Raw genomic sequence first — 18,104 nt, forward strand, 5'->3', positions numbered from 1 at the left:
TTCGCGGCCTGTTGGCAATCTACTCGGCTGGCTCGATGCGGAGTGCATCCGGCGGCAAGGTGATGTTGAGAATCACCGGCTGAAAGGCTTCCCGATCACCCAAAAGTGTGGATAACCCTTTGGCGATAATAAAGCCGCCAATGCCTCCCAACAGGGCACCACAGGCAGCAGCCAGATCGCTCTGGAACAGCAGTTGAAACAGGCCAGCAACCACAAACAGGCCGATGAGCGGCGTCATGTAGACCAGCAGCGCAGAACCTAACAGGCTGCTTTCACGGATGCCGATTTCAATGCGCTGTCCTGGTTGCAACGGCTTATCGCTGTTGATGGTCATCACATGCGCATCTTTGGGACCCATCTTGTTCAGCATCGCGCTGCCGCAACCTTTGCGCGCCGAGCAACTGTTACAGGAGGTTTTCGCCTCGGAATGTAACGTTGCTACGCCGTCCTGCCATGCCACGACGGTGGCCCATTCTCTCATCATTGTTGTGACCCCAAATTCACGCTGTCCGCAATACGTTTGGCCGTAGCGGGTGGCAATTCGCCCACCACGGTAATCTCACTATTATCGCGCACTTCGGTTTGCACCGTACGACGTCCAGTGCGCAATATCTGCGTCACACTGTTTTTATCGGCGGGTGTCACATTAATGGTGAAGCTAAACAGGCCATCGCTGTAAAGCCGCGACTCCACGGTTTTACTCAGCGCAGGAATTTCACGGCGGTTCTGCGCCATCAGTTTCATCCCCGCAGGCAACCATTCTGGCTGCCACGCCAGCGACACTTTGTCACCCTGCGGGACGGAGAGCACCGGTGGAAGATGGGCTTTTTGCAGCCCCTGCATCACAGTGCGCACGCCTTCATCCACCGCGAAACTGGTGACACGGAACTGCTCCAGCGTTTCGCCGTCGTGATCGAGCAGATCGATGCGCAGCGGCAGCTTAGTATCCATATCCAGCCACGCGACGTAGCTATAGCGCGTACCATCACGCGATACCACTCGCACCACTTCACACATTTGATCGGCAACGCGTGCGCGACCCACTGCGATGAAATCGTAGTTAGCGGAGAGCTTTTTAAAATCCGCGAAGACCAGAGAGGGCAACGCATCGATAATATGATCGCCAGGCAGTGAGAACGGATCGAGGCCGGGTTCGAAATAGCTGATTTCATTACCGCGCTGAATCACCTCGCGTCGAGGCCCATCCATTTGCAGTAACTGAACGTAAGACTGGTGATTGATAACCGCATGGCGATAACGCAGGGATTCAATGCCAATGCGGCTAACGTTGATGTAGGCGAACTCATAATTGAGATTCAGGCTCGCCTGTTCCATCTGTTGCAGTAACACAGAGGTATCAGGCGCCGCGCTAACAGGCGGCGGCGTCTGAGCCAAAGCGGTAGTGGACCACAACAAGCTGCCTGCCAACAGGCTTACGGCGCACCAAAGTTGCTTCATTACCGCTACTGTATACCTAAGGTCTGGTTACCAGGGACTTCAGCTTGTGCCTGCTGAGGTGCATTCTGATCGATCTGCGTGCGATCGGCATGTAAGCGGCGCTGCAGTTCATAGTCCTGCAACATCGCATTCACGCGACGACGCTGTTCTTGCACCTGCTGAGTGGTACCGCTGGTATCAAAAACATCGGCAGAAGGGACACCCAGGCTAACAGGCGATGCTTTGCCCATCATCGGCAGCGTGTTAAAAACCGGGGAATCCGAAGATTCCGTGCCTGGGGTGCTACCAGTACCGTGCTGGTTGTACTGCTGTACACCCACAATCACGGCCAGTGAAACACAAGCAGCCACACCCACCTGGGTCAGCTGTGCGGCCCACGGACGTGCTTTGCGCCAGAATGGCATTTTTTCCCAGCGTGACGGTTCCGGTTGTGCTTCGGGCAGCAACGGGGTCACGTTGGAGCGTGCTGGCTCAAGCTCAATAGCTGCTGCCACGCGCGCACTGATGTCAAAATGCAGAACTTCACCTACATCGCCGCGCATTGTATCGCGGACCAGATGGTAGCGCTGCCATTGCTGTTGCAGCTCTACATCCCTCGATAACGTTGAAATCAGCTCGTTATCTAAAGTTTCACCATCCATTAGAGCGGAAAGTTGTTCTTTCTGCATGCCTTAAACCCTTCCAGTAGCCGTTATCACTGACGTTGGATAAGCGGTTGAACTTTATTATCAATAGCCTCTCGTGCCCGGAAAATACGTGAACGTACAGTGCCTACCGGGCAATCCATTATGACGGCGATCTCTTCGTAACTTAGTCCGTCCAACTCACGCAGGGTGATCGCCATGCGTAAATCTTCCGGCAGTGCCTCAATGGTACGAAAGACAATTTGTTTCAATTCTTCTGACAACATTAAATTCTCAGGGTTCGAAATTTCTTTGAGCGCACCCGCACTCTCGAAATTTTCTGCGTCGATCGCGTCCACATCGCTCGAAGGAGGACGACGCCCCTGGGCCACCAGATAGTTTTTTGCTGTGTTAACAGCAATCCGGTACAGCCATGTATAAAACGCGCTATCGCCACGGAATGAATCCAGTGCGCGATACGCCTTAATGAAAGATTCCTGCACCACATCTGGCACATCGCCAGAAGGGACATAACGTGAAACCAGGCTTGCTACTTTATGTTGATAGCGAATGACCAGAAGATTGAACGCTTTCTGATCGCCTTTCTGCACACGTTCAACGAGAACCTGATCCGTTAACTGCTCGCTCATCCGAGGTAATGTCTCCCCAAACTCTTTTTTACGCGTAATTGAACTGCCAGCACATCCAGATACTTCTGAGCAAGCATCCGCTTTGAGTAGCCCTTTGGCCTAAAGTTCAATTCCGTCCTTTTTTTGCTGTTTCACGTTGATGCACAACTTGTTGTTGATTCTCTTACATTGTACTTCACCGTGCGCGATCAGGGCGCCAGGCCTGAGCGTCAAATTGCTGGCAGAGTACCTTATGCGGGGCAATTTTTCATCACAAAATCCCCTTTTGACTCAAAGTGTTTGATATAAAAAACCTTGATGAATGAAAGATGACATTAACTTTCTGAATAACGTCAGTAGCGGCATGAATTGCGCTTCTTTTTGCTGACAATGTGCGCTAAGCACTTCACATCCCCCGCCAGTACGCTTATGCTCGCCCTATCACTGTTTAGTAAATTAAACACCATTATGACTACTCATCCTGATTATGATTGTGACGTTTTGATTGTTGGCAGTGGCGCAGCAGGCCTCTCTCTGGCCCTGCGTCTGGCGGCTAACTATCAGGTTTTACTGCTGAGCAAAGCAGAGATCAACGAAGGTTCGACGTTGTATGCACAGGGCGGCATTGCTGCGGTGTTTGATGAAACTGACAGTATCGAATCGCACATTGAAGATACGCTGATCGCCGGGGCTGGCCTGTGTGACCGTCAGGCGGTCTCTTTCATTGCCAGCCACGCGCGGGAGTGCGTGCAGTGGTTGATCGACAACGGCGTCTCTTTTGATCTTGACCCTCAGGCCGGTGGCGATATGCGTTATCACCTTGCTCAGGAAGGGGGCCATAGCCATCGTCGCATTCTGCATAATGCCGATGCCACCGGGCGTGAAGTCGAAACTACACTGGTTGGGCAGGCGCTGAGCCACCCCAACATCCGCATTCTGGAACGCACCAACGCCGTCGATGTAATCCTCTCTGACAAGCTAGGTTTGCCGGGGCCGCGCCGCGCGGTGGGGGCGTGGATCTGGAACCGCAACCGTGAACAGGTAGAGACCTGCCGTGCGCGTTCTGTGGTGCTGGCCACTGGCGGTGCCGCCAAAGTTTATCAGTACACCACCAACCCTGATGTCGCTTCAGGCGACGGCATCGCGATGGCCTGGCGGGCCGGATGCCGCGTCGCCAATCTGGAATTTAATCAGTTCCACCCTACCTGCCTGTTCCATCCGCAGGCGCAGAGCTTTTTGCTGACCGAAGCCCTGCGTGGTGAAGGCGCGCGCCTGTTACGCCCGGATGGTAGCCGCTTCATGCCAGACTTTGATGCGCGCGGTGAACTCGCGCCGCGTGACGTGGTGGCTCGCGCTATCGATCATGAAATGAAACGGCTCGGCGTGGACTGCATGTACCTGGATATCAGCCACCAGCCAGAAGAGTTTGTGCGCAGCCACTTCCCGATGATCTACGACAAGCTGCTGAGCTTTGGCCTTGATTTAACCCGTGATGCCATTCCCGTGGTGCCTGCCGCGCACTACACCTGCGGCGGCGTAATGGTGGATCAGAACGGCGTGACGGATGTCGCTGGCTTATATGCCATTGGCGAAGTGAGTTATACCGGGTTGCACGGTGCGAATCGCATGGCGTCCAACTCGCTGCTGGAGTGTCTGGTGTATGGCTGGTCAGCGGCAGAAGACCTGCTGCGCACGCTACCCGACGTTAGCAAAGTTGATCAGCTACCGGCGTGGGATGAAAGCCAGGTCGATGATGCCGATGAGCGCGTGGTGATTCAGCATAACTGGCACGAGCTACGTCTGCTGATGTGGGATTATGTCGGGATTGTGCGCACCACTAAGCGCCTGGAGCGGGCGCTGCGGCGTATTTTGCTGCTGCAACAGGAGATCGATGAGTACTACGCGCACTTCCGTCTGTCGAATAACCTGCTGGAGTTACGCAATCTGGTGCAGGTGGCCGAGCTGATGGTACGTTCGGCCCTCGATCGTAAGGAGAGCCGGGGGCTGCACTACACCCGCGACTATCCACACCTGTTGCCCGAAGCGCTACCGACGATTTTGCAACCGCAGCATTAACGGAACAGATAGAAGTCCTGCACCAGGCTCAACCAGTCTGCCGCATAGCTTTTATCTTCATCACGAATGGCGAGACGTTCCAGCAACGTTTCGCCCGCCGTGGGTGAAAAGCCCAACACCAGGCGGTTTGGCGGACGCTGCACATAGGGGGAAACATCGAGGCGATAACGCAGATGCCATCCCTCTTCCTGCGCCAGGGTAATTAACGCTTCTCCTGAATCTTCCGGTAGCACCACGCAAAACAATCCCTCCTCCTCGATGAGCTGGGCGGCACAACGCAGCAGCGTGGGATGGTCTAACGTAGTGGTACTGCGTGCGGCATCACGTTCAACGCTGCTTGATGCCGTGGCCGGAGTGAAAAACGGCGGGTTACTGACAATCAATGAATAGCGTTTCTCGCACTGCTCACTCCAGCTGACAATGTCCTGGGGAAACACCTGCATGCGGTTAGCCCATGGCGACGCCGTAAAATTATCTTGCGCCTGGCTCGCCGCATTCGCTTCCAGTTCCACCGCATCAATGGTCACCGCTTCTGGCGTGCGCTGTGCCAGCATCAGTGCAATCAAGCCGCTGCCACAGCCAATATCCAGTACACTGCGCACACCGGCCACCGGAGCCCAGGCACCGAGCAGCACGCCATCGGTGCCCACTTTCATGGCACAACGATCGTGTGCGACAAAAAATTGCTTAAAAGTGAAACCATCTTTTCTTAAAATTGCCCGCGATTGCGGCTGGTCCTGAGACATGCGTAACTACCATTGAATTTTTTACTGCCGCGAGTGTAACGTGGTAAAGACGGGAATTCACCTTCACCTGCGAACACAAACAGATGAAGATTGTGGCTGAACTGTCTATAATCAGCGCCCCAAACTGAGGTAGACCATGACCGTAACCACTTTTTCCGAACTCGAACTCGACGAAAGCCTGCTGAAAGCTCTGCAGGATAAAGGCTTCACGCGCCCTACAGCGATTCAGGCTGTTGCAATCCCGCCCGCGCTAGAGGGCCGTGACGTGTTGGGTTCGGCACCAACCGGAACGGGGAAAACCGCGGCCTATCTGCTGCCCGCGCTACAACACCTGATCGACTTTCCGCGTAAAAAATCCGGCCCACCCCGTATTCTGATCCTGACGCCAACCCGTGAGCTGGCGATGCAGGTCGCCGATCACGCGCGTGAACTGGCGCAACACACGCATCTGGACATCGCAACCATCACCGGTGGCGTTGCCTTTATGAACCACGCTGAAGTCTTCAGCGAAAACCAGGATATCGTGGTTGCGACCACTGGCCGCCTGCTGCAATACATCAAAGAAGAGAACTTCGACTGCCGCGCCGTTGAAACGCTGATTCTAGATGAAGCTGACCGCATGCTGGACATGGGCTTTGCCCAGGATATCGAAACCATCGCGGCTGAAACCCGCTGGCGTAAACAGACGTTGCTGTTCTCTGCCACGCTGGAAGGCGACAGCATCAAAGACTTCGCCGAGCGCCTGCTGGAAGATCCGGTCCCGGTAGATGCTGACCCAAGCCGCCGCGAACGTAAAAAAATCAATCAGTACTATTTCCGTGCTGATGACGTAGAACACAAAACCAAACTGCTGGTTCACCTGCTGAATCAACCAGAAATGGAACGTACCATTGTGTTCGTACGTAAACGTGAGCGCCTGCACGAACTGGTAGGTTGGCTGCATGAAGCGGGTATTCGTAGCTGCTATCTCGAAGGTGAGATGGTGCAGGCCAAACGTAACGAAGCGATTAAACGCATCAGCGATGGCCGCGTTAACCTGCTGGTCGCGACCGATGTCGCCGCACGTGGTATCGATATCGATGATGTGACCCACGTCATCAACTACGATATGCCACGCACCGCAGATACCTACCTGCACCGCATTGGCCGTACCGGCCGCGCCGGTAAAAAAGGCACCGCAATTTCACTGGTTGAAGCCCATGACCACCTGCTGATGGAAAAAATTGGCCGTTACATCGAAGAGCCGCTGAAAATGCGCGTCATCGATGAGCTGCGTCCAACTACCCGTGCGCAGAGTGCAAAAGTCACTGGCAAACCGTCGAAAAAAGTGCTGGCGAAGCGTAAAGAGCAAAAAGAGAAAGAAGCGGAAAAACCGCGTGTGAAAAAACGCCACCGCGATACTAAAAACGTCGGTAAGCGCCGCAAGCCTAGCAGCTCGACGCCATCGAACGAGGGTGCGGAATAAAACAGCACCAGATAAAAAATCGCCCCCTGTTGGGCGATTTTTTTTGCCTTTAAGGGGCAAAATTCGGGCTTTAGGGTGGAATCTCACTTCAGGTCGTGATCTCATCCATTTTCATCACAAGCTGGCAGCTAAGCCAGACAGCATAATTTCAGGCAGGAGCATGAGATGGCCGACAAGTTAACCTGGCACGACGTGCTGGCGGTGGAAAAAGAGAAACCCTATTTTAACGAGACGCTGAAGCAGGTGGCACGCGAGCGCGAGGCGGGAATTACCGTCTATCCGCCGCAAAAAGATGTGTTTAACGCCTTCCGTCTGACCGAACTCGGCGACATCAAAGTGGTGATCCTCGGCCAGGACCCGTACCACGGCCCTAATCAGGCGCATGGTTTGGCTTTCTCTGTGTTGCCGGGCGTCGCCGTTCCCCCTTCGCTGCAGAACATGTACAAAGAGCTGGTGCAGGATATTCCTGGCTTTGAGCGTCCTCAGCACGGCTTTCTTGAGAGTTGGGCACGTCAGGGCGTGTTGCTGCTGAATACGGTTCTGACCGTTGAGGCCAGCAAAGCACACTCACACGCGCGTTTCGGCTGGGAAACCTTCACGGATAACGTGATCGCAGCGATTAATCAGCATCGCGAAGGCGTGATCTTCCTGCTGTGGGGATCGCACGCGCAGAAAAAGGGCAGCATTATCGATCGCCAGCGCCATCATGTTTTACAGGCGCCGCACCCTTCTCCACTCTCTGCGCATCGCGGTTTCTTTGGTAGCAAGCACTTCTCCCAAACCAACGCGCTGTTGCAATCTGCCGGTCAGCAGCCGATTGACTGGGCACCGGTGTTACCGGAAAGCTGAAAAGCAAACGGCCGCGACTAAGCGCGGCCGTCATCACCAATCTTACGCCACTCAGGCCTGGGCTTTCGCCACTGTCACCATGGCTGGACGCAACAGGCGACCATTCAGGGTGTAGCCACGCTGCATCACAAACAGCACGTGGTTTGGCGCGACATCAGCAGATTCGATCATTGAAATCGCCTGATGCACTTCCGGGTTGAACGGCTCATTTGGCTGACCAACCACTTCAACACCAAACTTACGCACTGCACCCAGCAGGCCTTTCAGCGTCAGCTCGATGCCTTCCAGCATAGAGGCCAACTGCTCATTGTCTTTATCAGCCACTTCCAGCGCACGCTCAAGGCTATCGATCACTGGCAGCAGTTCATTAGAGAATTTCTCCAATGCGAATTTGTGTGCCTTCTCGATATCCATTTCGGTACGACGGCGAATGTTCTCGATTTCCGCCTGGGCGCGCAGTTGTGCATCACGCACTCCGCCTTGCGCCTGAGCCAGCTCAGCCTCTAACTGGGCGATACGCTCATCACGCGGATCCACCTCTGGGGCTGTCTCGGTTTCCACTTGTGCCTGCTGTTCCTGTTGAATTTCTTCAGAGACTTGCTCGTTTGGGGTGTTCTGTTCTTTACTACTCATGAATTTCTCCGCGTTTTGCACATTCATCTCGCTGGTTGGCTTATTATGGGGATCACTCTGGCGGTTTCAAGGGAACCCATCACATTGCCTGGCCGTTTTGGCTTTTGAGGACTATCCGCTCCATGAATACACACTTTAACTGCATTGGTATTGTTGGCCATCCACGCCATCCTACGGCGTTAACCACCCACGAAATGATGTGGCGTTGGCTGACCTCCAAAGGTTATCAAGTGATTGTCGAAAAGCAGATTGCTAAAGAGTTGGCGCTGCGCGATGCACAAACCGGCACGCTGGCAGAGATAGGCGAAAAGGCCGATCTCGCGGTGGTGGTCGGTGGGGATGGCAACATGCTGGGCGCTGCTCGCGTGCTTTCTCGCTACGATATCAAAGTGATTGGTATCAACCGTGGCAATCTGGGTTTTCTCACCGACCTCGATCCAGACAATGCCCAACAGCAGCTGGATGACGTCTTGCAGGGCAACTATTTTGTCGAAAGTCGTTTCCTGCTTGAAGCGCAGGTCGGCAGCGACAACTGCTCGCCGCGTTTAGCCACAGCAATCAATGAAGTGGTGCTGCACCCCGGCAAAGTGGCGCACATGATTGAGTTTGAGGTCTACATTGACGAGAATTTCGCCTTCTCTCAGCGTTCGGATGGCTTGATCATCTCCACGCCGACCGGTTCAACCGCCTATTCACTCTCCGCTGGTGGGCCGATTCTGACCCCTTCACTGGAAGCGATTGCCCTGGTACCGATGTTCCCGCATACGCTCTCCTCGCGCCCGCTGGTCATCAACAGCAGCAGCACCATTCGTCTGCGCTTCCCGACCCGCAGAAGCGACCTGGAGATCAGCTGTGACAGCCAGATAGCCCTGCCGATTCAGGAAGGGGAAGATGTATTGATCAGACGCAGCTCGCATCACCTCGATCTGATCCATCCGAAAAATTACAATTATTTCAACACGCTAAGCTCTAAGCTTGGCTGGTCAAAAAAATTGTTCTAAAACCCAGCGCACCCTCTTTACTGGATAAAAAACCAGTTTATACTGTATGTAAAACCATATCTGTTTTTACATACAGGTGACTTATGCTGGCACAACTGACCATCAGTAACTTTGCTATCGTTCGCGAACTGGAAATTGATTTTCAACAGGGTATGACCGCCATCACCGGGGAGACCGGGGCCGGTAAATCCATCGCTATTGATGCGCTCGGGTTGTGCCTGGGCGGTCGCGCTGAAGCAGATATGGTGCGTCAGGGAGCCAGCCGGGCCGATATTTGCGCCCGCTTTAACCTCAAATCTTCCCCTTCAGCCCAACGTTGGTTGCAGGAAAATCATCTTGATGAAGGCAGCGAATGCCTGCTGCGCCGCGTGATCAGCAGCGATGGCCGTTCCCGTGGCTTTATCAACGGCACTTCAGTCCCGCTGTCACAGCTGCGCGATCTTGGCCAACTCCTGATCCAGATTCATGGCCAGCACGCCCACCAGTTGCTGTTAAAAGGCGATCACCAAAAACATCTGCTGGACGCCTACTCCGGCCATGATGCCCTGCTGCTCACCATGCGCACCCAGTATCAAAGCTGGCACCAGAGCTGCCGTGACCTGGCTCAGCATCAGCAGTTGGCACAGGAACGCGCTGCACGCCGTGAGCTGTTGCAGTACCAGTTGAAAGAACTCAACGAGTTTTCCCCGCAGCCGGGCGAATATGAGCAGATTGACGAAGAGTTCAAACGTTTAGCCAACAGCGGACAGCTGCTCTCCACCAGCCAGCAGGCACTCCAGATGCTGGCAGATGGCGATGACAGCAACATCAGCAGCCTGCTCTATAGCGTGCGCCAGATGCTGGCAGAGCTCACCGGCATGGATGACAAACTGGGTGGCGTGTGGAACCTGCTGGAGGAGGCCTCGATTCAACTCTCCGAAGCCAGTGATGAACTGCGCCACTACTGCGACCGCCTCGATCTCGACCCGAACCGCCTGTATGAAGTAGAACAGCGCATCTCCCGGCAGATTGCCCTGGCGCGCAAGCACCACGTCACGCCGGAAGCCCTGCCGGAACACCATCAGCAGTTGCTGGCCGAAGCAGAGCTACTCTCGCAGCATGAGAGCGACCAGGAGAGCCTGCATCACCAGGTGAGCGAGCACTATCAGGCGGCACTCAGCAGTGCAGAACTGCTGCATGAGCAGCGCGTCCTGTTTGCTGAAGAGCTACAGCAGCTGATTACACAGAGTATGCACACTCTCTCCATGCCGCACGGCCAGTTTGCAATTGAACTGACCTTCAACCCGGAACAGATCACCGCTGAGGGCGCGAGCAAAATTGATTTCCTCGTCACCACCAACCCAGGTCAGCCGCTGCAGCCGCTGGGCAAAGTGGCCTCAGGGGGCGAGCTTTCCCGTATTGCCCTGGCCATTCAGGTGATTACCGCACAAAAAATGGAAACCCCTGCAATGATCTTCGATGAAGTCGATGTGGGTATCAGCGGTCCAACCGCTGCGGTGGTGGGTAAAATGTTACGCCAGCTGGGCGAATCCACCCAGGTGATGTGCGTAACGCACTTACCGCAGGTTGCAGGCTGTGGACATCAACATTTCTTCGTCAGCAAACAGACCGACGGCGCAATGACAGAAACCCATATGCAGCCGCTGGATAAGCGTGCGCGCCTGCAAGAACTGGCGCGTTTACTGGGCGGCAGCGAAGTCACTCGCAACACGTTAGCCAACGCCAAAGAACTTTTGGCGGCCTGACAGCGCACTTTTTTGCAGCCTCGTGGTCATAAGCTTGCTCTGTAGAGGTTTCCAATGGCGCAAAGGTTTATTATCATCGGCAACTTATGTCGCCTGAGTACTAAGCCTGCCGCAGGCAGAGTTCAGAATTTGATGGCAAAAAACAGCCTGTACACAGAGGCGTTTGGCCCCGAAAAAGGAATGTATAGATGCGTTGTAAAATGCTGACTGCTGCGGCAGTGGTAATGTTGATGATGACCGCCGGGTGTTCAACTCTGGAACGTGTGGTGTACCGCCCGGATATCAATCAGGGGAACTATCTGGTCGCCAATGATGTGGCAAAACTGCATACCGGCATGACGCAACAGCAAGTCGCGTATACTCTGGGTACGCCGATGATGAAAGATCCGTTCGGTAGCAACGTGTGGTACTACGTGTTCCGTCAGGAACCAGGCCATGAGAAGGTGACTCAGCAGACGCTGACCCTGACCTTCGACGGCAACGGTGTGTTAACCAATATCGATAACAAACCGAATCTGACCAACGCGAAGGGCTAATAGCCCCTCACAGTAGAAAAGGCGCTCAAGGCGCCTTTTTTGTTGTGGAAGCTGGCGATGGTAGCCAGCAGCGAGCGGTGTTACTTTTTCTCGCTAGCCGAGCGTTCAGCACGCTGACGACGCAACTCTTTCGGATCGGCAATCAGGGGACGGTAAATTTCCACCCGATCGCCCTCTTCAACCACATCACTCAGCTTGACCGGACGGCTGTAAATACCCACTTTATTGACGCTCAAGTCGATATCTTTGCGCAGACGTAACAGGCCTGAAGCCACAATCGCCTGTTCCACCGTACTGCCCTGCTCCAGCTTTACGCTTTGCAGATACTGCTTCTCTGGCAAGGCATACACCACTTCCACCGCGATATCAGGCACTGTAGACCTCTTTTGCGCGTTGGGTAAACGCCTGCACCATGCTGCTGGCCAGCTCTTTGAAGACGCGACCAAATGCCATTTCAACCAGCATATTGGTGAATTCAAATTCGAGGCTGAGTTCTACTTTGCAGGCATCGTCACCCAGTGAGACAAAGCGCCAACCGCCCGTCAACTGACGGAATGGGCCGTCAACCAGCTGCATATGGATGCTCTGATTATCGGTCAGGGTGTTACGCGTGGTGAAGGTTTTGCTGATGCCGGCTTTGGAGACATCGACTGATGCTGTCATTTGCGTTTCCGTCGCGTCAAGGACGCGGCTACCGGTGCAACCTGGTAAAAACTGCGGATAGGCATCGACATCGTTTACGAGCCGGTACATCTGCTCAGCGCTGTAAGGGACCAGCGCTGAACGGCTAATCTGGGCCATAATGGTTCCTGTTCAAGATACAACCGCTGGATGATAGCATTCTCAGCGATCAAACAAAAATTCCCCGGGTTTTCAGTTGTGCTAGAATACCGCGTTTCTCCCCGCCCCGCTGGACTGGGGGTGCGATAACCGCTCAAGTGATGTAGAGTACGCCGCATTATGACAAAGAAAAAAGCACACAAACCCGGATCTGCCACCATTGCCCAGAACAAGCGTGCCCGTCATGAATACTTTATTGAAGAAGAATTCGAAGCGGGACTCTCACTGCAAGGTTGGGAAGTTAAATCCATGCGCGCCGGCAAGGCCAACCTCAGCGACAGCTACATTTTGCTGCGCGATGGCGAAGCTTATCTGTTCGGTTCCACCATTCAGCCATTGATTGGCGCATCGACCCACGTGGTCTGCGACCCTACGCGCAACCGTAAACTGCTGTTGAAGCAGCGCGAACTGGATTCCATCATTGGCCGCGTCAATCGCGAAGGCTACACTGTTGTTGCCCTGTCCCTGTACTGGAAAAACGCCTGGGCGAAGCTCAAAATCGGCGTTGCCAAAGGTAAAAAAGAGCACGACAAGCGCGACGACATCAAAGAACGCGAATGGAAACTCGACAAAGCGCGCATCATGAAGAAGGCTAATCGCTAAGTCGCTGGTAAAGCATCACCTTTTTCTGTTATAGTTTCATTACTTGGGGCTGATTCTGGATTCGACGGGATTTGCGAAGCCCTAGGAGCATGCCGAGGGGCGGTTGGCCTCGTAAAAAGCCGCAAAAAAATAGTCGCAAACGACGAAAACTACGAATTCCCTGCTGCAATCGCAGCTTAATTAGTCTAAACAACTAAGGATTCCCTCTCTCCCTAGCTTCCGCTCTTAAGACGGGGATCAAGAGAGGTCAAACCCAAAAGAGATCGCGTGGATGCCTTGCCTGGGGTTGAAGCGTTAAATCCAATCAGGCTAGTTTGTTAGTGGCGTGTCTGTCCGCAGCTAACCGGCGAATGCAAAGATTAGACTAAGCATGTAGTGCCGACGGTGTAGTAATTTCGGACGCGGGTTCAACTCCCGCCAGCTCCACCAAAATTCTTGATCGGTGACACCAGAGTCACATGATGAAGTCCTAAAAGCCCGCATGGCGTAAGTTATGCGGGCTTTTTTGTGTTTTGAATTTGACGAAATAATTCACCCGCCCCCAGAGAAAACTGGTACACGTTTTGTTACAGGCTATAATCTGTACTACTTACGTGTATCCACTTTGGGCGGTAATCAGTTATGGCGTGGATGACTCGCCCCCTCACTTACAACGAAATTCTCAAAGCTAAGTCCCAAGATGATGACTTCACTTCACATGATTGCGATGGAGTTTTCATACTTGCCAAAAAATCTGGTAAGAAGCTTTGGCGTTTTCGATATCAGCGGCCAAATAGCAGTAGCCGCACAAATCTCAGCCTAGATTATTGCCCCGCCCTAACGCTAGCTGCAGCACGTCAAGTTCGTGACCAGTACCTGTCACTTCTCGCTCAAGGAATCGATCCTCAGAAGCAGCAAGAGGAAGCATCAGAACAACGGCAAATTGAACGGGATAGCATTTTCTCAACTCTGACCGGAAGCTGGTTTCAGCTTAAGGGCAAAAGCGTTACAGAGGATTATGCTAGGGATATATGGAGATCTCTGGAGAAAGATGTCTTCCCCGCTATTGGTGAGATTCCTGTCCAAGGAATCAAAGCTAAAACTATTGTGGTGGCATTGGAAGCAATAAAAGCTCGTGATGCGTTTGAAACTGTTCGTCGGTTAGTGCAGCGTATCAATGAGATCATGATTTATGCAGTGAATACCTGTTTGATTGATTCTAATCCTGCTTCTGGGGCTGGAATGGATTTTGAAAAGCCGAAGAAACAAAACATGCCTACGTTAAGACCTGAAGAATTTCCCAAGTTAATGAGCTCTTTAACTATGTCGAATTTGTCAGTTCCGACTCGCTGTCTAATTAAATGGCAGCTTCTGACACTTGTTCGACCGTCTGAAGCTGCTGGGGCGCGATGGGAGGAAATCGATTTTGATGCGAAATTATGGACAATTCCAGCAGAGCGCATGAAAATCCAACGTTTAAATATCGTTCCCATTCCTTCTCAAGCTATGTATATTCTTGATGTGATGAAATCAATCAGCAACTACAGAGAGCTTGTATTCCCTAGCAGGAATGATCCCAAACAGCCAATGAACAGCCAGACCGCTAATGCTGATTTAAGTAAAATTGGATTTGGAGGAAAGCTCGTTGCTCATGGTTTACGTTCAATAGCGAGTACATTTATGAATGAAGCCGGACTATATACTAATTTGATAGATTCAGCATTAGCGCACATATATAGAAGTGAAGTTCGTAGAACTTATAACCTATCAATCTATTTAGAGCAAAGAATTTAATTAATTGGTTTTAAAAAAAGCTAATAAAAATAAGGTGCATAACTGATGGATAAAGAATTCCCTTGCAAAGCTTCAAACATATATGACAAGAACATTAATTTTTTGTTTGGTTCTGGAGCATCTGCTGCATACATACCAACTTTATGGTTGAGCGACAATGTAACATACGAAACATTACTCACGCATAATGATATCAAAGGACAGACTAATTTAGAAAACTACATATTAAGCTTTTATTATAACAATATAATAGAAAAAACTTTCTGCATTAAGCCAAAACCAACTCCAAAAAACTATTCTAAAACATTAAATGATTATAATAAATTTTTATATGAACTGGTTTCTTTATTGGAAAGAAAAGGTTCACATCAAATAAAAAGAGGCAATATTTTCACTACAAATTACGATCTTTTCTTTGAAACAGCGGCAGATAATGTTCTTAACAAAAAGAGTTTCTACTTCAATGATGGAGCATTAGGCTTTAAAGAACGAAGCCTAAACATTAGCAACTTCCATTTATCACATTGGCATCAAGGAACACACGATTTATACAAACAAGAAATCCCAACAATAAACATCATAAAAATGCATGGCTCAGTATCATGGAATAAAAAAGATGAACAAAAGATCAATATTCAATACCCCAAGACAGCGCCAGAAAAAATAACTCTAGAATGCAATAAAAAAATACAAGACTTCACCACATGTCTTTGTGAAACAGACGAGAACCTTTCTGATTATTTAGAGCTTTGCCAAGAGGATATTGACAGCCTTGCTGATTTCAGAGTTGAGTACAACAGATTAGCTATAGTAAGCCCTACAAAAGAAAAATTTTCAGAAACTGTTTTTCAGCAACACTATTATCAAAGTCTAAGGTTATTAAGCTATGAACTTGAGAAACCTCAAACAGTATTGATCTGTTTTGGCTTTTCATTTCAAGATGAGCATATTTTAGAAATAATAAAACGTTCACTTAGCAACCCAACATTAAAAGTTTTTGTTTTTTGTTATAGCAAAAACAGCAAACAATCAATAAATGAGACAATCAATGACTCAAGAGTAACATACATATATCCTAAAAGTGATGCTCATAACATTTCCCTCGATGTATTTATAGATCGGATTTTCACTTCTGACAATGGAGACTGGATCTCATGGACGGACTAAATGTTGGTTATGTCACCCAAGTAAAAGGAACTATGGTTGTTGCAAAAGTAGATCATGCCTTGTATCAATCCACCTATTTTCATCATGGTAAAATACTTCGAGGAATAGCCATTAACGAATTTGTTCTAATTCGGAAAGGCTATCAAGACATAGTTGGAAAGATAATAGGTGAGGAAATAATTGAAAACGTCAACATTAGAAAAGATGAATTAGAACAAAAGAAATATGACAGATTCATTGAGTTAAGCATATTAGGGTATTTCTTTGAAGGTAACTTTTATTCGGGTGTAAAATTTCTCCCGATGATAAATGATCAGCTTTATTTAATATCAGATGAGATGATTTCTGAAATTTACAACTTTAGAAAAAACATAAACACCCCCCTGATAAATATAGGAAAGTCGATTCTTGAAGAATTACCAATCAGCATTCCAATTAATGGTGTATTTAACTCTCATATAGGTATTTTTGGGAACACCGGTAGTGGGAAGTCGAACACTTTAGCTAAGCTTTACCACTCACTCATTTCACTTATCAGTGATAACGTCAATTTTAAGAAAAAGTCAAAAGTAACCATCATCGATTTCAATGGCGAATATGGCACCCTGGCTAACTCATTCCCCGACATAACCGACACTAAAACGTTAAACACGAAAAACCCACAAGACAAACTGCATTTTTCCGAAAGCGAGTTTTGGGATGATGAGTTGTTATCTGTTCTCTTTTCAGCAACTGAAAAAACTCAAAAACCGTTTCTAACCCACTTAGTCAGAAATAAAAATGATTACAATGATGACCTCGAAAACTATCTTAAAAGAACAATATCGATCATGTTCGGGACAAATCAACATAGAGAGACAATAAATTTACTTAGAGGACTAATACCATTTTTTGAAGAGGGGGACCAGAAATCAATAATTGATGAATTAGCTAATTTCTCCTGGCACTCAACACAAAACAAATACGACCATCCTAATAGATGGATAAACAACCCTGAAGATGCTATAGCTTATTTGAGCACCACATATAATAGTTCACTTACTGCCAGCTCCGTTTTTGATGAGATATTTATACGCTCAACCTTGCAACTGATCAATTCGGTATCGAAAAACTACGTTCAATATGAACACATATCACCACTAATTAATAAAATAACAGCAACCGGCCCATCATTATCCAAGGTAATTGAAGTAACGCCATCAAAACAAGAACGCTTTCCAATTTCAATTATATCTTTAAAAAACTGTAATCAATCTACAAAAAAAACCATTCCTATGATGATTGCAAAATGTTCTTTCTTAGACCACAAATCAACAGATAATAATTGCGAAAGTTTCCATTTGATTATTGATGAAGCTCACAATATATTATCTGAAACCTCGAATAGAGAAGCTGAAAGTTGGAAAGACTATAGGTTAGAGCTATTTGAAGAAATAATAAAGGAAGGAAGAAAGTTTGGATACTTTGTAACCATCTCAAGCCAACGTCCTTTTGATATTTCACCAACCATTATCTCTCAGTTACATAATTATTTTATACATCGATTAGTAAATGAGAATGATCTATTTCTTTTAAAAAATACGTTAAGTACTCTTGATGCGGCATCAAGATCATTAATTCCTACACTTCCCCCTGGTGCATGCATCGTTTCAGGAACTGCTTTCCACACTCCTTTAATTGTTCAAATGGAAAGACTGACTGAAGATATGGCTCCACAAAGTGACACGATAAATCTTGAAACTCTGTGGGGACTTTCATAGACGCGCGCAATGCTATCACCGCCACGCCAGCCCGCGCCCGGTAAGGCCTGAACGAGGGAATATAGTGCATGGTTTTGCATGCAGATTCATGCACGCCATGCATTCATCACTCTTTACAAAGCGGCTGGCCATAAAAAGGGCTTCATAAAGGCAAGTCGAAGACACAAAAAAGCCGCTGATAGTGCAGCGGCTGTGCGGGA

General features: G+C 49.9%; 18 protein-coding genes and 1 other RNA gene. 11 read left to right on the plus strand and 8 right to left on the minus strand.

Annotation, left to right across the window (positions count from 1 at the left end):
• Nucleotides 1-19: 19 nt before the first annotated feature.
• From rseC to rpoE, 4 genes are read right to left on the minus strand one after another with little or no spacing between them, the layout of a single operon-like run.
• Nucleotides 20-484, minus strand: coding sequence for a SoxR-reducing system protein RseC (rseC, locus tag F3J40_RS05395; protein WP_167012858.1), 465 nt, complete (start codon nt 482-484; stop codon nt 20-22).
• A complete protein-coding gene (gene rseB, locus F3J40_RS05400; protein ID WP_167012859.1) occupies nt 481-1,458 on the minus strand; it encodes a sigma-E factor regulatory protein RseB in 978 nt (325 codons plus the stop codon). Before rseB ends, rseC begins: the two co-directional genes overlap by 4 nt.
• A gap of 5 nt (nt 1,459-1,463) precedes the next feature.
• A complete protein-coding gene (gene rseA / locus F3J40_RS05405; protein ID WP_167012860.1) occupies nt 1,464-2,126 on the minus strand; it encodes an anti-sigma-E factor RseA in 663 nt (220 codons plus the stop codon).
• Between the two features lie 26 nt (nt 2,127-2,152).
• Nucleotides 2,153-2,731 carry an RNA polymerase sigma factor RpoE gene (gene rpoE / locus F3J40_RS05410; RefSeq protein ID WP_010257669.1) on the minus strand — a complete coding sequence of 193 codons (579 nt, stop codon included), beginning with the start codon at nt 2,729-2,731 and terminating at the stop codon, nt 2,153-2,155.
• 408 nt (nt 2,732-3,139) lie between these two features.
• On the opposite strand from rpoE, the gene nadB reads away from it, so the two are divergent.
• Nucleotides 3,140-4,786 carry an L-aspartate oxidase gene (gene nadB, locus F3J40_RS05415; protein ID WP_167012861.1) on the plus strand — a complete coding sequence of 549 codons (1,647 nt, stop codon included), beginning with the start codon at nt 3,140-3,142 and terminating at the stop codon, nt 4,784-4,786.
• Here the strand turns inward: nadB and trmN are convergent.
• Nucleotides 4,783-5,532 carry a tRNA(1)(Val) (adenine(37)-N(6))-methyltransferase TrmN gene (gene trmN / locus F3J40_RS05420; protein ID WP_167012862.1) on the minus strand — a complete coding sequence of 250 codons (750 nt, stop codon included), beginning with the start codon at nt 5,530-5,532 and terminating at the stop codon, nt 4,783-4,785. The genes nadB and trmN overlap by 4 nt on opposite strands.
• 136 nt (nt 5,533-5,668) lie before the next feature.
• On the opposite strand from trmN, the gene srmB reads away from it, so the two are divergent.
• The gene (gene srmB / locus F3J40_RS05425; RefSeq protein ID WP_167012863.1) at nt 5,669-6,997 is read left to right on the plus strand and encodes an ATP-dependent RNA helicase SrmB; all 1,329 of its coding nucleotides are present in this window, start codon (nt 5,669-5,671) and stop codon (nt 6,995-6,997) included.
• Nucleotides 6,998-7,162: 165 nt separating this feature from the next.
• Nucleotides 7,163-7,846 carry a uracil-DNA glycosylase gene (gene ung, locus F3J40_RS05430; RefSeq protein ID WP_167012864.1) on the plus strand — a complete coding sequence of 228 codons (684 nt, stop codon included), beginning with the start codon at nt 7,163-7,165 and terminating at the stop codon, nt 7,844-7,846.
• A 51-nt stretch (nt 7,847-7,897) separates the two neighbouring features.
• Here ung and grpE read toward each other — a convergent pair whose 3' ends face one another.
• Nucleotides 7,898-8,479 carry a nucleotide exchange factor GrpE gene (gene grpE, locus F3J40_RS05435; RefSeq protein WP_167012865.1) on the minus strand — a complete coding sequence of 194 codons (582 nt, stop codon included), beginning with the start codon at nt 8,477-8,479 and terminating at the stop codon, nt 7,898-7,900.
• A gap of 122 nt (nt 8,480-8,601) precedes the next feature.
• Here grpE and nadK point away from each other — a divergent pair, with 122 nt between their 5' ends.
• The 3 genes from nadK to bamE all read left to right on the plus strand — a co-directional run bounded on the left by nadK (nt 8,602) and on the right by bamE (nt 11,761).
• On the plus strand, nt 8,602-9,480 hold the full coding sequence (gene nadK / locus F3J40_RS05440) for an NAD(+) kinase (protein ID WP_017347820.1): 879 nt from the start codon (nt 8,602-8,604) through the stop codon (nt 9,478-9,480).
• Nucleotides 9,481-9,563: 83 nt separating this feature from the next.
• Nucleotides 9,564-11,225 (plus strand): DNA repair protein RecN, encoded by a 1,662-nt coding sequence (gene recN, locus F3J40_RS05445; RefSeq protein ID WP_167012866.1) that lies wholly within the window; start codon nt 9,564-9,566, stop codon nt 11,223-11,225.
• A gap of 188 nt (nt 11,226-11,413) precedes the next feature.
• Entirely contained in the window at nt 11,414-11,761 is a 348-nt protein-coding gene (gene bamE / locus F3J40_RS05450) for an outer membrane protein assembly factor BamE (RefSeq protein WP_167012867.1), read from the plus strand.
• Nucleotides 11,762-11,841: 80 nt separating this feature from the next.
• Here bamE and F3J40_RS05455 read toward each other — a convergent pair whose 3' ends face one another.
• Together F3J40_RS05455 and F3J40_RS05460 are read right to left on the minus strand one after the other, a co-directional pair.
• The gene (locus F3J40_RS05455; protein ID WP_017347823.1) at nt 11,842-12,135 is read right to left on the minus strand and encodes an RnfH family protein; all 294 of its coding nucleotides are present in this window, start codon (nt 12,133-12,135) and stop codon (nt 11,842-11,844) included.
• Nucleotides 12,128-12,562: a type II toxin-antitoxin system RatA family toxin gene (locus F3J40_RS05460; protein ID WP_017347824.1), complete on the minus strand. Its 435-nt coding sequence runs from the start codon at nt 12,560-12,562 to the stop codon at nt 12,128-12,130. The genes F3J40_RS05455 and F3J40_RS05460 overlap by 8 nt, the downstream gene beginning before the upstream one ends.
• A 159-nt stretch (nt 12,563-12,721) precedes the next feature.
• On the opposite strand from F3J40_RS05460, the gene smpB reads away from it, so the two are divergent.
• From smpB to F3J40_RS05485, 5 genes are all read left to right on the plus strand, one after another.
• Nucleotides 12,722-13,204 carry an SsrA-binding protein SmpB gene (smpB, locus tag F3J40_RS05465; RefSeq protein ID WP_017347825.1) on the plus strand — a complete coding sequence of 161 codons (483 nt, stop codon included), beginning with the start codon at nt 12,722-12,724 and terminating at the stop codon, nt 13,202-13,204.
• Between the two features lie 45 nt (nt 13,205-13,249).
• Nucleotides 13,250-13,633: a transfer-messenger RNA gene (gene ssrA / locus F3J40_RS05470) on the plus strand.
• Nucleotides 13,634-13,825: 192 nt separating this feature from the next.
• Complete coding sequence (locus F3J40_RS05475; RefSeq protein ID WP_167012868.1) at nt 13,826-14,977, plus strand: integrase domain-containing protein; 1,152 nt, start codon at nt 13,826-13,828, stop codon at nt 14,975-14,977.
• Between the two features lie 45 nt (nt 14,978-15,022).
• A complete protein-coding gene (locus F3J40_RS05480; RefSeq protein WP_167012869.1) occupies nt 15,023-16,144 on the plus strand; it encodes an SIR2 family protein in 1,122 nt (373 codons plus the stop codon).
• On the plus strand, nt 16,132-17,904 hold the full coding sequence (locus F3J40_RS05485; protein ID WP_167012870.1) for an ATP-binding protein: 1,773 nt from the start codon (nt 16,132-16,134) through the stop codon (nt 17,902-17,904). The genes F3J40_RS05480 and F3J40_RS05485 overlap by 13 nt, the downstream gene beginning before the upstream one ends.
• The last annotated feature ends 200 nt before the right edge of the window (nt 17,905-18,104 follow it).

The organism is Candidatus Pantoea multigeneris, assembly GCF_011752615.1.
Classification (GTDB): Bacteria; Pseudomonadota; Gammaproteobacteria; order Enterobacterales; family Enterobacteriaceae; genus Pantoea; species Pantoea multigeneris.